Below are 18,250 nucleotides of genomic sequence, written 5' to 3'. Positions count from 1 at the left end.
TTGAAATATTTTATTTAAATAACACAAAAACATAATTACTCATAAGAAACCAATTCTGTATTATCTACCATGAATGTAAAGAACCCCTCATTAGGCATCGGATGAAAATAAGCATTGATCACTCTTATCAAGGCATTATGGCAAACTAACAGATAGACATTTTCTTCGTCTTCGATGCATTCTTTCAATAAAGGAACGATCCGTGCATACACATCTAAGACTGACTCCCCATTTGGGAATCGTACAGCGAACGCTAAACGTGCTTTTTGAAAGTTCTCATCTTTGCTTGGCAGTCCATCATAATCCCCAAAATCCATTTCTACCAATCGTTCATCAACCGTCAGCGGCAAGCTGAGACGATCAGCAACTGCTTGTGCTGTATCTCTTGCTCGTTGAAGAGGGGAATGGATGATTTTCGTGATTGGAACAGGCAAATCTACTACCTTTTCTGCTAGTTTCTGTGCCTGCATCTGTCCTTTTTCAGTCAGCGGCACATCTGCCCGTCCGCAAACTAATCCTTGTGCGTTCCAAGTTGTTTCTCCGTGTCTCGTTACATAAAGCATGTGATTCTCTCCTTCGTTGGCAAAGTTCCCCTTAACCATACCTTGTTGTTCTTGAGATTACAAGGGTTAGATTTTCTCAAGAGAAATAATCTCAGTAGATACTTTATCCAGGAAGGTTTGATCATGTTCCACTAGTAATATGGCAGGTTTCACGTTCAAGATCAGTTGTTCTAATTGTTCTTGATTGAAGACATCCAAATAATTCAATGGTTCATCCCATATATATATATATATAGTTCAGCTGGCTGTGATAAAGATTTAGCCAATTCCACTTTTTTCCGTTGGCCCATACTCATCTGCTCGATCTTGTTATGAAAAACATCTCTTTCCATCCCAAGCTTTCGGAGGTTGTTCAAAAATGCTTGGTAGTCTACTTGGTTTTTCTCTGCAAATTCCGCCAACGTTCCTCGATTGTCTTCATAATTTTGGCGTACATAACTAATGCTCAGATGTTTTGGCTGGGATTTTTCTCCTATAACCTTGCCGTTGAATGCCCCCAGAAGATAATGGATAATGGATGACTTTCCTGCACCGTTAGGACCTGAAATCGCCACCCGCTGATGAGGCTCGATTGTAAAATGAATTGGCTCGAATAACAGATTTTCATACCCTAATTGAAGATCTTCTACGCTTAAAAGTCGCTTATGGTGAGACGCTTGGCTATTCATCGTCAAAGAATCGATATATTCGATATCTTTTAATAGTTTTTCTTTCTCGCTGATCTGGGTCTCCATCCGATTCACGATTGCTTTGGATCGTTTCATCGTCCGTGCAGCATCAGCACCCACTGCTCCTTTATTCACTCGTCTAGATTCAGTATCGATGAATCCGACTTGTTTCTTTGTTTTATCTCCTTCTCGGGAACGAGACCATTCGGCTTTTTCAGCTGCTGTTTTCTTTAGCCTACTGACTTCTTTTTTCAATTTTTCATTTTGAGCCATTTCAAATTCATCACGAAGTTTTTTCTGTTCTTCATAGATAGAGAAATTCCCTTGATAAAGTTCCAGTTGACTTTTTTCGATTGCTAAAACATGGTCCACTACTTCATCGATAAATCCCCGGTCATGGCTGACCACGATGAAGCCTTGTTTTTTCTTTTTCAAATAAGCCGCTACTTGTTTTCTACCAGAGATATCCAAATGATTCGTTGGTTCATCGATTAACGGGAAATGAGTGTCATCCACAAATAAAAGTGCCAGTAGGACTTTTGTCTTCTCGCCCCCGATAGTGTGCTGAATTCTCTCCATAAGATTTCAGGATCTGTTTGCATCAATTGGAGCTCTCTTTCGATTTCCCATATCTCAAAATCCGTAATATCATTTAACACGTAATAGGTTAAACGTTCTTTATCTTTTGTCTGTTGCGGGAAATAGACAAATTCTTGCTGATGGATTACTTGCCCTTGATAAGGTAGTTTGTTTTGTAGAATATTCAGTAAAGTTGTCTTTCCTCGACCGTTTCGTCCGATAAGTCCTAGTTACCATTGTGTGTCAAAATTTAGATTTGCTTGTTCAAATAATAATGTGCCTTGGCTGTCGTAGCCGAATGTCAGATTTTTTATTTCGATTTTAGACATTTTCCATCACCTCGTAAAAAAAGACCAGTCCTATTTTCAGAACTGGCTAAAGAGGATGCAAGGGTTGGATACACACAAAAAGACCCATACATCGAAAAAACCAAGCCAATCCCGAAAATCTGCACACTGCTTCCTTGTCTCCACAAGGTACAGTCTGAATGCAGCTTTCATCAATCGACTTAATTTTTCAATGCACGGATCCCTCACTTTGTCCTATATTTGAAATTACGATAGCATAAAGAAAATGATTTTGTCAACTACTTCGGGAGGATGGTGAAAAATCTGCTAAGTGTCTGTCCTAAGATTTTTGTTTTTTCTAATGTTTGCCTGTGTTCCATTGCTTCTTCTAAACCTATTGGACCCAAATGAATACTTAAGACAATTGGGAGAAAATCAGAAAGTCCTTCTAGCTCTTGGTCTCTACTTCCGCAAATAGCGATTATTGGTTTTCGATATTTTTTTGCAAGCACTGCTACACCGTATGGAACTTTTCCGTGGATCGTTTGCTGATCGATCCGCCCTTCTCCTGTAATGATGACATCTGCTTGTTCGATCTTTTTTTCCAATCCAGTGATTTGGCTGACTAAATCGAAACCAGAAACCATCTTCGCTCCCAACAAAAAAAGGGCTCCACCAATACCGCCTGCTGCTCCACTTCCTGGAATATCATCTAAATCCACCTCCCAGAAATCTTTTATTTGCTGAGCAATCTTTCCTGCTTGTTTATCTAAGAAAGCTAGCGTCGTATCTATTCCTCCTTTTTGTCTTCCAAATTGCCAAGCAGCTCCTTGTTGACCTGTATATGGATTGGTAACATCTGCAGCGATAATCAATTTTACTTTAGAAACAAGAACGTTTCTTCGATCAAAATGAAGTTTTTTAGTAGATAATAAAGGATTTCCTTCTGTGTACCCTTCTAAAGAAGCACCCAAGGATTGGAGTAATCCTAGACCACCATCGCTACACCCGCTTCCTCCTAAAGTGACAATAATTTGTTCTACTTCTTGAAGCAGTGCATCTTTGATAAGTTCTCCTAAGGCATAACTGGAAGCAAGTCGGATAGTTTGATCCGTTGGTTTATCAAGTAGATCTAACCCCAATGCTTGTGCAGATTCGATGACTGCGGTATTTTTTCCTTGCCAAGTTGTCAATAAATAGCTGATTTTTCGCTGACGGAATAAGAGATCCATCCCATCAATGGTACGCCATGTTCCCCTGAGCGCGTAATAGATTGCTTCTGCAGTATTTTCTCCGCCATCTGCAATCGGCACATTGATTTTTCTTCCTTTACGATCTTCCCAGCCATTTAGAACTGCCTGATTTAGTTCAAATGAAGAAGCACTTCCTTTAAATGAATCAATTGCCGCCAAAATATCCATCTGTATCCCTCACTTTCTTCTTAAGTAAGACACTTTTTTTCATTTTTTTCAAACAAAACAATGCTATTTTCTTCCATTTTTCTATATACTAAAAGGGAACTCATTGAATAAAGGAGAGAAAAAACATGAAAATCGCAATAGCTGGGGCCGGAGCAATGGGCAGCCGAATCGGATTGATGCTACATCAAAGCGGAAATGAGGTCCTCTTGATCGATCGTTGGCCTGCTCACATTGAAGCCATTCGTACAAATGGGTTGATTGCTGACTTTAACGGTAAAGAAGTGGTCGCAAAACTGCCAATCTATTCACCAGAAGAAATCATCGAAAGCAACGAACACGTGGACTTGATCGTAGCATTAACAAAAGCCAATCAATTAGATGATATGTTTTGTTCGATCCAATCCATTATTACTGACAATACTTATGTTTTGTGTTTACTAAATGGATTAGGTCATGAAGATGTACTGGAAAAATATGTGCCAAAGAAAAATATCTTATTTGGGATCACGATGTGGACAGCTGGTCTAGCTGGTCCCGGAAAAGTCACATTGTTAGGTGATGGAGAAATCGAACTAGAGAACTTGGAACCAGAAGGCGAAGCATTTACAAAAAAAGTTGTAGAAGTCTTTCAAGAAGCAAATTTAAATCCGATCTATAGCCATAACGTTCGTTATTCCATTTGGCGAAAAGCTTGTGTAAATGGAACATTGAATGGTTTATGCACGATTTTGGATTGTAATATTGCTGAACTAGGCGCGCAAAAAGCGGCAGAGAGCATGGTTCGAACAATCGTATCTGAATTTGCTTCTATCGCAGCAAAAGAAGGAATCATACTAGATCAAGAAGAAGTGTACCAACATATTGCTTCTACTTATGATCCTGACAACATCGGGTTGCATTACCCATCTATGTACCAAGACCTGATCAAAAACCATCGTTTGACTGAAATCGACTACATCAATGGTGCCATTTGGCGAAAAGGACAAAAATATGATATTGCTACACCATATTGTGCCTTTTTGACCCAATTAGTCCATGCAAAAGAAGGAATCCTTGGCGCAGAATAAAAGGCTCTCTGATGAGAATCAGCTGGATCAGCAGCTGGTTCTCTTTTTTTAAGCCCAATGAAAGATCAAAAAGAAAACACAACTCTCATGATGCCATAAGAATTGTGCTTGTTTGTTTCAGTACATAATCTCTTCAAAATATAGGTTTTTTATTTATTTTCAACAGAGGAGAGGTCATATTCGTATTGCTCATAAATAGTGGAATCGTTAGTGATAAATCGTTTTGCCCAATTTTCTGCATCATAAAATTCCAATAGCTCTGATGGGATTGGCTTAAAAGGTGTATGCAGAAATTCCGGTAATTCATCTAAATCACGTTCTCGAAGCAAAAAAATATTTTCAGGACGATAAAAATGATAATGAGCAATCGCTTGATTATCCGTCACTAGTTTCTTTTGAAAATACATAGATTCAAATGTCCGCAAAGTCACTCCTTGCTGACCCTCCCGCAACAGTTCCAGAATCCCGCGCGATTCCCCTGTTTTTTTCAGGTACTCTTCATAAGTAAGATATCCAGGTTGTTCATTCCCTCGATGTGGAAGAATGAAATAGTTGGTCGTAACATCTCTTTTTATAAATTCCTGCTTATAGCTTTCTGCTCGTTCTTTTCTCCCATTATTCGTTGCACCAAAAAATAGATCCGTCTTTGGTTCGCTAGAAGAAAAATCCATATGTTTCGAATAAAATGAACTATTATGTTTCAGCCCAAGTTCTTTTGCTTCCAAAAAATCAAAATGATAAATCTCATCGATTGCCGGTTCATCTTGTGCCTGCTTCAGCATCGCCTCGTGTTCTGCTTTGAAGTGATTCCAAAAAAATAACACAATTTTTGCATTGGTAAATGGGCGCACGCGTCGAGCCATCTCCATATCAAATCCATAATCTAAAAAAACGATCAGCTGATAATTTGCCAACTGTTGTCTAGCTGATTTAATGAATTCCGACTGTAGTAAATCTTTTCCGGACCAAACATCTAAAGAGCGGATGGAAGGCAAAAAATAAAGTGATTTATTTTTTGCAACTAGCAGTACGTCATTTTTGTTCATCTTTTCCGCCTCACTTTCTCTGTCACTTTTTCCTATGATAGCCTGTTTAAATAGTAAAAAGCCAGTAAAACGCTTCCTATATTTGTATGAAAATTTAACATTTGTATGAAAATATGATGAAATAAATCATTCTTCTATTAAAATTCGCCTAAAAGTTTTCTGAATAGTTGTAATTGTCTGAAAATTTGTTATCATTAGTCATTGTTAAATATTGCTATTTATTCTTAATATAAATTTTGATTGTGAATTTAAAAGAAAGAGGTCATTTATGGAAGATAAAAAATTGAAAAAACAACTTAGCTCCAGACATATCACCATGTTAGCTTTAGGTGGAGCAATCGGTGCAGGTCTATTTAAAGGAAGTGGCGAAGCGATTGGGATCGCCGGCCCTTCTGTATTGATTGCTTTTTTGATTGGTGGACTGATTTTATATATCGTGATGAAAGGTCTGGGAAAAATCGTTTTAAGCGGTGGCGACACGCATCACGGATTATCCGGTTTGATACGCCCTTATCTAGGTGCTCATTCTGCTGATTTTACTGATTGGGTCTACTGGTCTATGTGGATTATCAATATCATCGCTGAAGCTGTTGCAGCTGCTTCCTTTTTGCAGTTGTGGTTCCCACACATTCCAGCCTGGGTATTTGTTTTTATGTTGGCTGTTTTGACTACGATCATCAATCTTTATTCGGTACGGTTATTCGCAGAAACAGAATATTGGCTGGCTTTTGCTAAAATCAGTGTCATTATCTTACTGATCATTTTTGCTACTTATCTTGTCGGTCAGCAAATGTTGGGCACAGGCGTTTTCCCTACCCTTCAGCAATTGACTGACCATGGTGGGTTTACTCCTCATGGTATGAAGGGAATCATCAGTTCTTTGCTTGTAGTTATCTATTCTTACGGCGGTTCTGAACTGATTGCTATCACGGTAAGCGAAGCAGATGATCCTAAACGTGCGATTCCTAAAGCAATCAAAGGTGTCATGGGAAGAATCATTTCCTTTTACATCATTCCTTTGTTTTTGCTTTTGATTCTTTTTCCTTGGAATACTTTAGCAGGTACGAATGTCAGTCCTTTTGTGATGGTATTTGAAAAAATGAATATCCCATTTGCAGCGGATATCGTCAATTTTGTGATTGTCCTTGCTTTGTTCTCATCTATCAATTCGGGTGTGTATGCATCTTCGAGAATTTTGTTCTTTCGTTTGAAGGATCGAAAAGGTTCCTCTAGAAAACTAGCTGTTTTAAACAAGCATCAAGTACCGCAACGTGCTGTTTTATTTTGTACCAGTGTTCTTTATCTTGGCGTAGCTCTTTCTTATTTTGTCGGTGACAAATTATTTGGCTATCTGGCAGGTTCCCTTTCGTATACAGTATTATTGATCTGGATCATTATCAGCGCGGCATCCTTTGTACTGGCACTAAGAAAAGGAACATTATGGGATAAAGGAATCAGCTTTTTTGCATTAGCTGTCTTAGGATTGATTTTCCTTGGTATCCTGTTCACGAACTCCATTGGGGTAACTGTATTGACTGGCCTGCTTTACCTGTTCATTTATTTCAGTTATCAAAAAAAGAATGATGCGTTCGTCTTGACGAATGAATGAAACCAATAGAGAGTTTTATTCTATTTATATTGAATAGCTAGAGCTATTGAAAAAAGGAGCTGCGACAAAAATTGTTGCAGTTCCTTTTTCCGAATAAACAGTCTCACGACCTCTTGGTAAACGGTGTTCAAAAACCCTCTGTGCAAAATAATTGATTGTTCTCCATGCTCATGACATGATAGAAGAAAGGAATGAAAAAAAGGAGTTTGTTTTAAATGAAAAAGTATTGGAAGTTTTTGTTGATGATCGGTGTTTCAACGGTAGTTATGTTTGGTATGATGTACTTGAATGTCTATGCGCTCGATCATATCTTCTTCAGTCGTACACGAGTATTCATGGCGTTGATGATGGGTGCAGTCATGGCAGTCATCATGCTGTTGTTCATGTGGAAAATGTATGAAAACAAAAAGATAAATGTTATGATCTTAGCCGCTAGTCTTCTTGTTTTTGCCGGTTCCTTGTTTATGGTACGAAGCCAAACTACTGTCAACGACACAGCTTGGATGAAGGCCATGATTCCTCATCATTCTATCGCTATCCTGACAAGTAAACGAGCTGATTTAAAAGATCCTGAAGTAAAAAAATTAGCGGAAGAAATCATCCAGGCACAAGAAGAAGAGATCGACAAAATGAAAAAAATGATCAAAGAAATGGAATGACCATTATCCGTCCAAATAAAAAAAGAGGGTGTTCCAGAAGTGATCAGCTTCAAGAAATAAGAAGAAGCTACTTCTGGAACACCGTGAATAAGGGGTTGTGAAAAAGCTGCCCTGCATCAAGTAATAAGAACAGCCAAACAAAAATAGCTTCTCCTATTTTTCGTTTGGTTAGGCTTATTACCGCAGATGCAAGCTTTTGAACACCGTTTATTAAGAGGTTGTAAAATCAGCGTTCTGACCTGAGTATTAGAGAGACAAATGGCAAAATAGTTCCTCATATTTTGCCATTTTTTGAGCTAATACTCAGGTCAGCTGATTGAACACCGTTTATTCATAAAAAGGGATTGTGACAAAAGTCTTGTCACAATCCCTTTTTATGTTTTTATTGTTCTAATTGCGCTGTCTTGCTTACTGCTTCTTGCGGTTTCACAAATTTTTTTGAGATTCCCCAACCTGTGAAGGCACTGACCATCGAAAACACAGGAGAAAGCAAACTGAAAAATACGAATGGCAAGTAAGTGAGTGTAGGAATACCAAATGTACTTGCTACGAAACTTCCGGCAATTCCCCAAGGCACTAAGTAGTTGATTACTGTTCCACCATCTTCTAGCGTTCTACCTAATACAGTTGGATCAAATCCTGCTTTTTCATAAGTTTCTTTAAATGCATTACCAGGCAGAATAACAGATAGGAATTGTTCACCAATAAAAATATTTACTCCGATACTTGTCATCAATGTTGTAAAAATCAATTTTGGTGTGTTCGTCATCTTTCTTGATACTCGTTCCATCACGGTTGAGATCAAGCCAAATTCGATCAACAATCCACCTAATGACAAAGTTAGAATAATTAATGACACAGTAGGCATCATACTTTCGATTCCTCCGCGGCTAAGCAGTGAATCGATTTGTTGGTTTCCAGTATTTGAAACAAACCCTGATTCGATGACCCCAGCCAACTTCGTTAAGGAAGTTTGTGGGTTTTGAATAAAAATCATTCCTACTGCTACAGCGATATTCAACAAAATCGTCAAAATTGCCGGCACCTTTTTCCATGCACACAGTAACATTAAAAATAAAGGAATCAGTGACCAGATTGAAATAGTAAAGTTTGCTTCTAGAACATCAGTCACTTCACGAATAGATGAAAGACTTGCGGCTTTACTTGTGTGTCCTAAAATCATGAATAAAAAGAAAGAAACAACAAATGCCGGAACAGTTGACCACATCATATGCTTGATGTGTTTGAACAAATCGGCATCAACAATAGCTGCTGCTAGATTTGTTGATTCGGATAATGGAGACATCTTATCTCCAAAAACGGCACCTGAAACAATAGCTCCAACAACCAGCGCTGGATTTAGGCCTAGTGTTGTCCCAATACCGAAAAATGCAATCCCAATCGTTGACATAACAGTAAAGGCACTCCCTACAGCGCTACCTACGATTGCACACACAACAAATACAGAAGGGACAAACCACTGGACACTGATCAATTTGAACCCAATGACCATTAGAGTTGGAATGATCCCTGCTTGTATCCATACAGCAATCAATGAACCGACTAAAATAAAAATAAAGATTGGGATGATTCCTGGTTTGATGCCATTGATGATTCCTTCGTGCAGCCAATCTGTCGGGTATCTTTTTATCACTGCATACAACATAACCATTCCGATCGCTGCTAAGATCGTGATATTAGGTGAGACCTTTAATCCGACAACGCCAATCGCAATGCCTAAAACAATAACCATTAATACAAGTGTTGCTTCTAAAAAACTTGGTGTTCCTTTTTTTCCCATGATAATCTCTCCTTTTTTAGTTGTTCTTATGTTCTAAAAAAGTTAAGATATCGGATTACTCCGCCGCAATTCATCCGCGATTCCTCCTTTACAAAAATAAAAAGACCTGTTTTAAACTAAGGACGAATGACTCCGCGGTACCACCTTAATTAAAAACAGATCTGTTTTTCACTTTCAAACTTTTATTCAAATGTATGGACTTTCCATGTAATTCGTCAATTAGGCTTGATCGGTTCACAGCGACCACCGACTTTCTGAACAAAACACCTAACCGCTACTGCGTGAAAAGTTGACTTGTATGAAGTTTACCTTCCATAAGATCATTTGTCAATGAAAAAGAAAATATTTTTTCATTTTTCTGAAAATTATTTTTATAACTTTCACACACAAGTTTATTTTTTACTAGAAAGTAGCACCCTCTTGTTTTTTTCTTGCTACTATTTCTTGATGTTCTTGCTTGATTCTTTCTAATAGCTTTGGCTCTTTCAACAGATCAAGAGCTGTATTGGCGAGTAGTTCTGCTGCAATCGCAATAGAAGCAAGGCCTTTGTCACTTTTAGCAGCAGCTTTGAATTCTTCTGTGTGTCCGGCAATATATGTCTCAGAGATTGCTACCGTAGGCTGGATTGTTGGTATGACTTGGCTGACATTTCCTACATCAGAAGAACCGAGACTTGTTCTTTGTTCCGTTTCTATTTCTTCATCTGGAACACCTGCTTCTTTTGCATGCTGGAAGAATAAGTCATCAAAAGAAGGAGTAACGATGACATCATCAACTGCATTTTGGAACAATCCAAACTCAAAAGTCGTGCCCGTACTTATCGCAGCACCTCGTACGATATTTTCCACTTTTTCATATACTTTATCTAATGTTTGCCGATTTCCTGCACGTAAATAGAAACGTCCAGCAGCGTAATCTGGAATGACGTTGGCAGCTACTCCTCCGTCTGTAATGATCCCATGGATATTGACATCTTTTGGCAATTGCAAGCGTAGAGCGTTGATTCCATTAAACACTTGGATCAATGCTTCCAAAGCATTTACTCCTTTTTCAGGTGCTGCTGCTGCATGGGAAGCGACACCGTAAAATTTGATGTCGACTGGATCATTCGCTAAAGATTCTGTCGTTTTCCCATAACGAAAAGCTGGATGGACGCATAACGCTACATCGACATCCTCAAAAAAACCTTCTCGAACAAAGCTGCCTTTAGCTGATCCGTTCTCGCCCCCTTCTTCCCCTGGGGTGCCATATACACGGATTTCTCCACCAGTTTCATCAATAAATTGCTTCACTATGCTGGCGGCTAATACGGAGTAAGTACCAAACAAATTATGCCCGCATGCATGACCAATACCTGGTAAAGCATCGAATTCTGCCAAAAAGGCAATTGTGGGACCGGGTTTATTGGAAATATAACGTGCATCAAAGGCTGTTCGGTGTCCAGCTACTTCTTTTTCTACCCAAAACCCTTCTTTTTCTAATTGTTTAATCAACGCTGCTGAGGAATAAAACTCATAGTTACTTACTTCAGGATGTTCGTGGATATCTAGAGCAAGTGCTTGATATTCTGGTAAACGATATTGGATTAGATCCTTCAATTGGTTTGTTGAGATTGTTGTTGTCATAAAAAATTCCTCCTATGCTAGTCATTTTTCTTATTTTCTCCCGAATGTTTCCCATGCAGGCACGCTTGATCCTTTTGATGTTTTCTCGATTACTTTGACTGTGTCTTCTGTTTGATAAGCGTCTACTATTTTTTGATACGTTTTATTTTTTTCATCTTCTTTTCTTGCAACGATGATATTCACATAAGGACGTGCATGGTCATCCACTGGTTCTAAGAAGATGGCATCAGAAGCAGGATTAAATCCAGCATCTACAGCTACACCGCTATTGATCACTGAAATGTCTACATCTGACAAAGCACGTGCTGTTTGGGAAGCATCTAATTCAGAAATGTCTAGATTTTTTCTATTCTCGGTAATATCAGAAACAGTGGGCGCTTGTCCTTTTGCCTTATCCACTTTGATCAATCCAGCAGTTTGCAATAACAGAAGAGCTCTGCCGCCATTTGTAACATCATTAGGGATTGCTACTTTTGCTCCGTCTTTGATATCAGCTACATCCTTCAAAGTGTTAGAATAAATTCCCAGCGGTGCATTGACAGTATTTCCGATCGATACTAAATCAGTTCCGTGTTCTTTATTGTAATTGTCTAAAAAGAATTGATGTTGGAAAGAATTCAAATCAATCGATCCATCTGCTAAAGCCGCATTTGGTTGATTGTAATCTGTAAATTTCACGTATTCCAAATTAATGTTCTCCTTTTTCAAACGGTCTTTCACGTTGTCCCATACATCTGTATCTTCTCCAATAATCCCTAGTTTTACGGTAGTTTCTTTTTTGTCAGTTGTATCTGCTTTTCCTTGGCTACACCCTGCCAACCAAATAATTGCTACAAATGTAATGACTACAAAACGAATAATTTTTTTCATTTTTTCTCCTCCACTTTCAATGTGTAATTTTTTTAATCAGTTGATTACTGATAAATTGACTTAAAAAAACTAAGATTAGAATCAATAATGTAGCCACAATCGTTACATCTGTTTGGAATCGATTATACCCTCTCGATATAGCAAGATTCCCTAATCCGCCTGCACCTACTGCTCCAGCCATGGTAGTCAGTCCGATCACGTTGATGATAGTCAACGCCGAGACCCGAATGATACCAGGCAAACCTTCTAACAAATACACACGTAAAATAATACCGATTGGACTGGTTCCCATCGCTTCTGCCGCTTCGATCACCCCAGGATCAACTTCTAGCAGTGCGTTCTCGATTTGACGAGCAAAAAACGGAACAACTCCAAAAATCAATGGCACTAAAGCTGCTTTCGCACCAATCGTCGTTCCAACTAAGAAACGAGTAGTCAATGCTAAAAGAGAAAGCAAGATAATGAAAGGGATGGAACGAATGATATTGATCAGCTTATCAAGTATTTCAAATAGCAGACGGTTAGCTAGTAATCCATTAGGGCGTGTCACTACTAACGTCACACCTAAGATGATTCCGATCATCCCGCCAATGAATGCTGTCCAAAAAGACATATATAGTGTTTGCTTCGTCGCTTCGACAAATTCATCCGGAATCAAATAAACATTGGGTAAATATGTTTTAAAGAAATCAGTCATTTTATCTTCCTCCTTCGATCACTTTGATACGACTATCTAATTCGTTTTTTTGTAAAATATTTATTTTTACACCAGATTTGATCAAATAATCCAATGCTTTTTGCCGCTGTTTGGTTTCTCCAGCTAAAGTAACGATCAAACTCCCTAACGGCGTTTCTTGTAATAACTCTACATTGCCATATAAAATATTCGCTGTTACTTGATATTTGCTGTACAGATGAGCGATTAGAGGTTCGTTCGTCTGATTTCCAATATAACTTAATTCCACCAGCCATTTATTGGCGATCTGATCGGCAAAAGCAGAATGGGCAATGATCGTTTCTAATGCTTGGTCAAGATGAGTAGCTGTTCGAATAAAATCTTTGGTCAATTCTTCTTCAGGATTGCTGAAGATCTGGATGCTGCTACCTTTTTCAATGATTCTTCCATCTTCCATAACCGCTACCTTGTTGCAGATTTCTTTGACAACTTGCATCTCATGAGTGATCAGGACGATTGTTAAACCTAACTGGCGATTCAATTTTTTTAACAATGCAAGGATCTGAAGGGTCGTTTTCGGATCAAGTGCACTGGTTGCTTCATCACATAATAATACCTTAGGTTCATTCGCCAAAGCTCGTGCGATTGCTACTCGTTGTTTTTGCCCCCCCGACAGTTGTTTAGGATAAGCAGATGCTTTTTCTTCCAAACCGACAAGTTCCAGTAGTTCATTCACTTTTTGACGACGTTCCTGTTTCGATTTTCCAGAATACTTTAAAGAAAAATCAACGTTGTCAAAAATAGTTCGGCTTTCCATTAGATTGAAATGCTGAAAGATCATACCGATGGCCTTTCTTTCTTTTCGCAATTCTTTGGGAGAGAGCTGACTCAAATTCGTCTGATTGACAATGACTTCTCCTGCTGTTGGTTTCTGCAGCAAATTCATCACACGAACTAACGTACTTTTCCCTGCACCTGAGTAACCAACGATTCCATAAACATCGCCTTTTTCAATCGTTAAATCTACAGAATCTACTGCCTGGATCTCTTTTTCTTTTTGTTTGAAACATACAGAAACATCTCGCAATTCAATCATTAAAATTCCTCCTTATCTAAAAAAAAAGCGTCCTCAAGAAAATGACAATGTCATTTTCTTGAGGACGCTTTTTTGCGTGTTACCACCTCATGTTCAAGCTGTGTTCACACACAACTCCTCTTCAAGTACGATCATACTCTAGCAAGATATCGGTCGCAGCCGTCATCGCCTTACATCTATGCTCGGGATGAATTGCTCGATGGCCATTTTCCAATAGTCGTTCCTTGCTTCTTCTCAGCTACCGAAGCTCTCTGTCAAAGGTTCTTCTATCGTACTTACCATTTCAATGCAAATAATATTCAAAAAAAAAATCCTTTTACTAACATAAACTATGTCAGTAAAAGGACGACGTATCGCGGTACCACCTTTTTTCGGAAGTTTCCTTCCCTCAAGCCCAACATCTCAAAAAGAGAGATTGGCGTTCGTTTTAACGGTCGAACAGTTCCGAATTTGCCTACTTATCGACAAATTATTCTCCAAGGCCATTTTCAGCTTTTCTTACTTGACTCTTCTCACCAGCCAGAGCCTCTCTGCAAAGTTTCCAAACTTACTTTCCTTTTCAACGAAATCGATATTTTGTTGTTGGGATTAATCTACATGAGGAAAACTGAAAAGTCAAGCACGAAATTCAAATTATTTTTTCTATATTTATTTTTCTGTTTTTTTATCTAACATTTCAATAACAGTTCGAAGATCTTTTCCTTCCGCAAGAAGTTTCAATTTTTTCTTTTCTTCGACGGTATAATTTCGGACAAAACTGGAATCAGGTATCAAAACAACGCCTAATCCTGCTCGTGAAGCAGCTGTTGCTCCTACTAAAGAATCTTCCACTGCACAGGCTGAACTAGCTTTTAATCCTGTTCGTTCCAAAGCTGTCAGATAAAGAATCGGTGAAGGCTTGTTCTCCGACACTTCGTCTCCGAATGTAAACGTGTCAAAGTAATCAGCTAATTTAAAGTGATCCAAGATATCTGTTGCTCTTTTCGTAACAGTGGTCGTAGCAATGCCTAGTTTCATATGACGTTCTTTTAAGTCTGCCAATATTTCTTTTGCATATGGTTTTAAGTGGATGGCTCCGCTGGTCAGCTGTTGATAAAAATATTCTTCACGCTTCGCTCGGACTTCCTGTACTTTTTCAGGGCTACCTGCTGCTTTCACTAAAATATCAAAACTTTGTTTCCAGTTTTTTCCGCCCCAAGCGTCAACGATTTCTTTTGGGATATGGATATCAAATTGCTGAAATCCCCAAAGCCAGCCATCACGATACGTTTTTTCTGTGTCAACTAACAAACCATCTAAATCAAATATTGCACCTTTCATCTATACATTAATCCTTTCCAAAACAATACACATAGTTTAGCACGACTGGTCCAAAAAGAACAGAAGCAAAGAACCAGCCTTCTCGTTTATAAGAGTTCTTGGAATCGACGGATATAGATTTTCTTCACAGCTGTCACAAGCGCCAGATAAGCGATGACTGTAGCAAATAACCATAACCAGTAATTGCCAGGAAGTGGCATCAAGCCTAATTCAGCACCAAAACTTGTAAAAGGAAGGACAGAACCGACAATAATTCCTAATGTAGTGATAACAAACATGGCAAATGTTGCGTTGCTTTGGATAAATGGTACTTTCGGTGTACGCAGTGCATGGAGCACTAAGGTTTGTGTCCATAGTGATTCGACAAACCATCCTGCATGGAATAATGCGATGAAAATCACTTGCTGTGAACTATCCAATGTATGGAAACTTCCGCCAACTACAGCAGGACAAATAACAAAATACATCAACAAGTAAGTAGTAATATCAAATATCGAACTTGTTGGACCAAAGTAAACCATGAATTTCCCAATACTAGATGCATTCCATTTTTTGGGCTCGTCCAAATATTCTTTATCCATCCGATCCCATGGCAAGGAAATGCAGGAAACATCATAGATCAGATTCAAAAACAGAAGTTGTAAAGGCAGCATTGGTAAAAATGGCAGGAACGTACTTGCAATCAGCACGGAAAACATATTGCCAAAGTTAGAACTTGCTGTAGCCTTGATATATTTCATGATATTTCCAAAAGTTTCTCGTCCAGAAAGAAGGCCTCTTTCCAAAATCGTCAAATCTTTTTCTAAAAGGATCACGTCTGCAGATTCTTTCGCAATATCCACAGCTGTATCTACAGAAATACCGATATCAGCCACTTTCATTGCAGGAGCGTCATTGATACCATCTCCTAAAAATCCGACAGTATGACCATTTTTACGTAAAGCTGTCGTCAAACGTGCTTTTTGCTGAGGATTCAATTTTACGAATACTTCATGGTCTTCAGCTACTTGTGCTAATTCATGATCACTCATTTCCGAGATTTTCTCACCGGTAACCAATTCATTGATCTCTAGACCTACTTGACGGCACACTGAACGTGTAACTAATTCGTTGTCCCCAGTCAGAACTTTTACAGCTACACCATGTTCTTTCAGAGCTTTCAACGCTTGTTTCGTTGTTTCTTTTGGTGGATCAAGGAAAGCAAGATAACCAATCAGAACCATGTCTGACTCATCTTTGACTGAAAATTCTCCAACGACGCTTGGATTGGTCTTTTGTGCGACACCAATCACTCGTAAGCCATCTTCATTAAGTGACTGTACTTTTGCAAGTACGGCTTCTTTTCGTTCTTTTGTTAATGGTGTAACAGTACCGCCAAGATCAATAAATTTAGAAATGTTCAGCATTTCTTCAATCGCGCCTTTTGTGATCATTTGTGTTTTACCAGCTGGATCAGCAACCACAACACTCATACGGCGACGTTCAAAATCAAAAGGAATTTCATCCACTTTTTGATAATTGATCTTATCTGTATCTAAAGTTTCTGTTGCTTCATCAATGATAGCCACATCTAACAAATTTTTCAGCCCTGTTTGATAGTAGCTATTTAGATACGCATGGCGCAAAACACGATCATCTTCATTTCCTTCACAATCCATATGATATTCAAGAATGATTTTATCTTGTGTCAATGTCCCCGTTTTATCCGTACATAACACATCGATTGCACCAAAGTTCTGGATGGCATTCAAATTTTTGATCACTGTTCCTTTTTTGGCCATCACACTTGCTCCTTTGACCAAATTCGTCGTAACGATCATTGGAAGCATTTCAGGTGTTAGACCAACTGCTACAGATAGTCCAAAAAGAAAAGCTTCTAGCCAATCCCCTTTTGTAAGCCCATTGATGACGATAACTGCTGGAGCCATCAATGACATAAATTTGATCAGTAGCATGGATGTTTTATGGATGCCTAATTCAAAGCTTGATTGAATTGGTTTTTCAGATAGCGTTTCTGCTACATGACCAAATAGTGTTTCATTTCCAACAGAAACAATGATTCCTTCCGCACTTCCACTGATGACATTACTTCCCATAAAGACAAGATTTTCGTAACTTGTTTCGCTTTGCTGATCGTCTTCACATACTTTCGCATGCTTTTCTACTGGATAGCTTTCCCCTGTCAATGCTGCTTGGGAAATGAATAAATCCTTTGCGGACAATAAACGCATATCCGCTGGTATCATATCCCCTGCTGAAAGCCGAACAAGATCTCCACAGACGATTTCTTCCATAGGAATCTCTGTGTACTTTCCATTACGTTTTACAGCTGCCGTTACTTTCACAAGTGATTTCAGTTTTTCAGCCGCTTGATTGGAACGTACGGACTGAATCAACGTCATTGTCCCGCTGACGATAACCATAGTGAAGATAATGGCTACACCGAAAAGATCTTTATCCCCAGGAGCTGCTAATACATATTCCGTGATGAATGAAATAATTCCTAATGCGATCAACACTAATGTAAATGGCGTGATGTATGCTTTCAATATTTCTACGATGAATGGTGTTTTTTTGCCATATGAAATCGCATTTTCACCGTAATTTTCTCTTGAACGTTCGATTTGTTCTTCTGTCAATCCATTTGCTGATGCATGGAATAGTTCAAATAATTCTTGTTTCGTTTTTCCAGCAAAAGCTGCATAGATTTTTTGTGTATCTTTCTTTTTTTCCATCTCAATCTCTCCTTTGTGTCCAAAAGACAGCTGTTCTCGCTGCTTTTGGTCTTTAGCTATTCATCGGATCGATAGAGAAAAAACTGAAAGGGGCTGAGAACAGATAGATAATAGCCCTGGCCTTTCCTCTAGATCCTTGTTTTTCGAATGACTGTCATCCATTTGTTCTCATCTCCTTTACTAAGTAATTTTAATTCATGACTTCCAATCATTTTTCGAATAGTTAT

At 38.6% G+C, this 18,250-nt stretch carries 13 protein-coding genes, 1 pseudogene and 2 other annotated features; of the genes and pseudogenes, 3 read left to right on the top strand and 11 right to left on the bottom strand.

Going from position 1 to position 18,250, the window contains the following annotated elements; genetic code table 11:
* Positions 1-35 precede the first annotated feature (35 nt).
* The 3 genes and pseudogenes from MKX69_RS03045 to MKX69_RS03035 all read right to left on the bottom strand — a co-directional run bounded on the left by MKX69_RS03045 (position 36) and on the right by MKX69_RS03035 (position 3,518).
* Positions 36-563 carry a histidine phosphatase family protein gene (locus MKX69_RS03045; RefSeq protein WP_002296174.1) on the bottom strand — a complete coding sequence of 176 codons (528 nt, stop codon included), beginning with the start codon at positions 561-563 and terminating at the stop codon, positions 36-38.
* 66 nt (positions 564-629) lie between these two features.
* Positions 630-2,139 (bottom strand): annotated as a pseudogene (gene eat(A) / locus MKX69_RS03040) (ABC-F type ribosomal protection-like protein Eat(A)).
* A 257-nt stretch (positions 2,140-2,396) separates the two neighbouring features.
* The gene (locus MKX69_RS03035; protein WP_002289891.1) at positions 2,397-3,518 is read right to left on the bottom strand and encodes a glycerate kinase family protein; all 1,122 of its coding nucleotides are present in this window, start codon (positions 3,516-3,518) and stop codon (positions 2,397-2,399) included.
* Positions 3,519-3,643: 125 nt separating this feature from the next.
* Between MKX69_RS03035 and MKX69_RS03030 the strand changes: the two genes are divergently transcribed.
* On the top strand, positions 3,644-4,585 hold the full coding sequence (locus MKX69_RS03030; protein WP_002296177.1) for a 2-dehydropantoate 2-reductase: 942 nt from the start codon (positions 3,644-3,646) through the stop codon (positions 4,583-4,585).
* 149 nt (positions 4,586-4,734) lie between these two features.
* Here MKX69_RS03030 and MKX69_RS03025 read toward each other — a convergent pair whose 3' ends face one another.
* A complete protein-coding gene (locus MKX69_RS03025) occupies positions 4,735-5,631 on the bottom strand; it encodes a hypothetical protein (protein ID WP_002323722.1) in 897 nt (298 codons plus the stop codon).
* A gap of 268 nt (positions 5,632-5,899) precedes the next feature.
* Here MKX69_RS03025 and MKX69_RS03020 point away from each other — a divergent pair, with 268 nt between their 5' ends.
* Both MKX69_RS03020 and MKX69_RS03015 read left to right on the top strand, forming a co-directional pair.
* The gene (locus MKX69_RS03020) at positions 5,900-7,240 is read left to right on the top strand and encodes an amino acid permease (RefSeq protein WP_002296179.1); all 1,341 of its coding nucleotides are present in this window, start codon (positions 5,900-5,902) and stop codon (positions 7,238-7,240) included.
* Positions 7,241-7,455: 215 nt separating this feature from the next.
* Positions 7,456-7,899 carry a DUF305 domain-containing protein gene (locus MKX69_RS03015; protein WP_002299975.1) on the top strand — a complete coding sequence of 148 codons (444 nt, stop codon included), beginning with the start codon at positions 7,456-7,458 and terminating at the stop codon, positions 7,897-7,899.
* 382 nt (positions 7,900-8,281) lie between these two features.
* Here MKX69_RS03015 and nhaC read toward each other — a convergent pair whose 3' ends face one another.
* The 7 genes from nhaC to mgtA all read right to left on the bottom strand — a co-directional run bounded on the left by nhaC (position 8,282) and on the right by mgtA (position 18,023).
* A complete protein-coding gene (gene nhaC, locus MKX69_RS03010) occupies positions 8,282-9,700 on the bottom strand; it encodes a Na+/H+ antiporter NhaC (protein ID WP_002293307.1) in 1,419 nt (472 codons plus the stop codon).
* A gap of 402 nt (positions 9,701-10,102) precedes the next feature.
* Entirely contained in the window at positions 10,103-11,326 is a 1,224-nt protein-coding gene (locus MKX69_RS03005; RefSeq protein WP_002306090.1) for a M20 family metallopeptidase, read from the bottom strand.
* A gap of 30 nt (positions 11,327-11,356) precedes the next feature.
* Positions 11,357-12,196, bottom strand: a complete 840-nt coding sequence (locus MKX69_RS03000) for a MetQ/NlpA family ABC transporter substrate-binding protein (RefSeq protein ID WP_002319047.1) — start codon at positions 12,194-12,196, stop codon at positions 11,357-11,359.
* Positions 12,197-12,212: 16 nt separating this feature from the next.
* The gene (locus MKX69_RS02995; protein ID WP_002293786.1) at positions 12,213-12,893 is read right to left on the bottom strand and encodes a methionine ABC transporter permease; all 681 of its coding nucleotides are present in this window, start codon (positions 12,891-12,893) and stop codon (positions 12,213-12,215) included.
* 1 nt (position 12,894) lies between these two features.
* Entirely contained in the window at positions 12,895-13,968 is a 1,074-nt protein-coding gene (locus tag MKX69_RS02990; RefSeq protein ID WP_002293318.1) for a methionine ABC transporter ATP-binding protein, read from the bottom strand.
* Between the two features lie 57 nt (positions 13,969-14,025).
* Positions 14,026-14,264, bottom strand: a binding site (T-box leader).
* A 42-nt stretch (positions 14,265-14,306) separates the two neighbouring features.
* Positions 14,307-14,540: a binding site (T-box leader), on the bottom strand.
* A 76-nt stretch (positions 14,541-14,616) separates the two neighbouring features.
* Positions 14,617-15,288, bottom strand: a complete 672-nt coding sequence (locus MKX69_RS02985) for an HAD family hydrolase (protein ID WP_341008729.1) — start codon at positions 15,286-15,288, stop codon at positions 14,617-14,619.
* An 86-nt stretch (positions 15,289-15,374) separates the two neighbouring features.
* Positions 15,375-18,023, bottom strand: a complete 2,649-nt coding sequence (gene mgtA / locus MKX69_RS02980; protein ID WP_002329529.1) for a magnesium-translocating P-type ATPase — start codon at positions 18,021-18,023, stop codon at positions 15,375-15,377.
* Positions 18,024-18,250 lie beyond the last annotated feature (227 nt).

This window comes from Enterococcus sp. FSL R5-0957 (assembly GCF_038008005.1).
Taxonomy (GTDB): domain Bacteria; phylum Bacillota; class Bacilli; order Lactobacillales; family Enterococcaceae; genus Enterococcus_B; species Enterococcus_B faecium.
This window is presented reverse-complemented; position numbering and strand designations above follow the sequence as displayed.

Bases quoted from the DNA above. Each gene is read 5' to 3' on its own strand.
- MKX69_RS03045 (WP_002296174.1), bottom strand. From the start codon at position 563: ATGCTTTATGTAACGAGACACGGAGAAACAACTTGGAACGCACAAGGA.
- MKX69_RS03035 (WP_002289891.1), bottom strand. From the start codon at position 3,518: ATGGATATTTTGGCGGCAATTGATTCATTTAAAGGAAGTGCTTCTTCA.
- MKX69_RS03030 (WP_002296177.1), top strand. From the start codon at position 3,644: ATGAAAATCGCAATAGCTGGGGCCGGAGCAATGGGCAGCCGAATCGGA.
- MKX69_RS03025 (WP_002323722.1), bottom strand. From the start codon at position 5,631: ATGAACAAAAATGACGTACTGCTAGTTGCAAAAAATAAATCACTTTAT.
- MKX69_RS03020 (WP_002296179.1), top strand. From the start codon at position 5,900: ATGGAAGATAAAAAATTGAAAAAACAACTTAGCTCCAGACATATCACC.
- MKX69_RS03015 (WP_002299975.1), top strand. From the start codon at position 7,456: ATGAAAAAGTATTGGAAGTTTTTGTTGATGATCGGTGTTTCAACGGTA.
- nhaC (WP_002293307.1), bottom strand. From the start codon at position 9,700: ATGGGAAAAAAAGGAACACCAAGTTTTTTAGAAGCAACACTTGTATTA.
- MKX69_RS03005 (WP_002306090.1), bottom strand. From the start codon at position 11,326: ATGACAACAACAATCTCAACAAACCAATTGAAGGATCTAATCCAATAT.
- MKX69_RS03000 (WP_002319047.1), bottom strand. From the start codon at position 12,196: ATGAAAAAAATTATTCGTTTTGTAGTCATTACATTTGTAGCAATTATT.
- MKX69_RS02995 (WP_002293786.1), bottom strand. From the start codon at position 12,893: ATGACTGATTTCTTTAAAACATATTTACCCAATGTTTATTTGATTCCG.
- MKX69_RS02990 (WP_002293318.1), bottom strand. From the start codon at position 13,968: ATGATTGAATTGCGAGATGTTTCTGTATGTTTCAAACAAAAAGAAAAA.
- MKX69_RS02985 (WP_341008729.1), bottom strand. From the start codon at position 15,288: ATGAAAGGTGCAATATTTGATTTAGATGGTTTGTTAGTTGACACAGAA.
- mgtA (WP_002329529.1), bottom strand. From the start codon at position 18,023: ATGGAAAAAAAGAAAGATACACAAAAAATCTATGCAGCTTTTGCTGGA.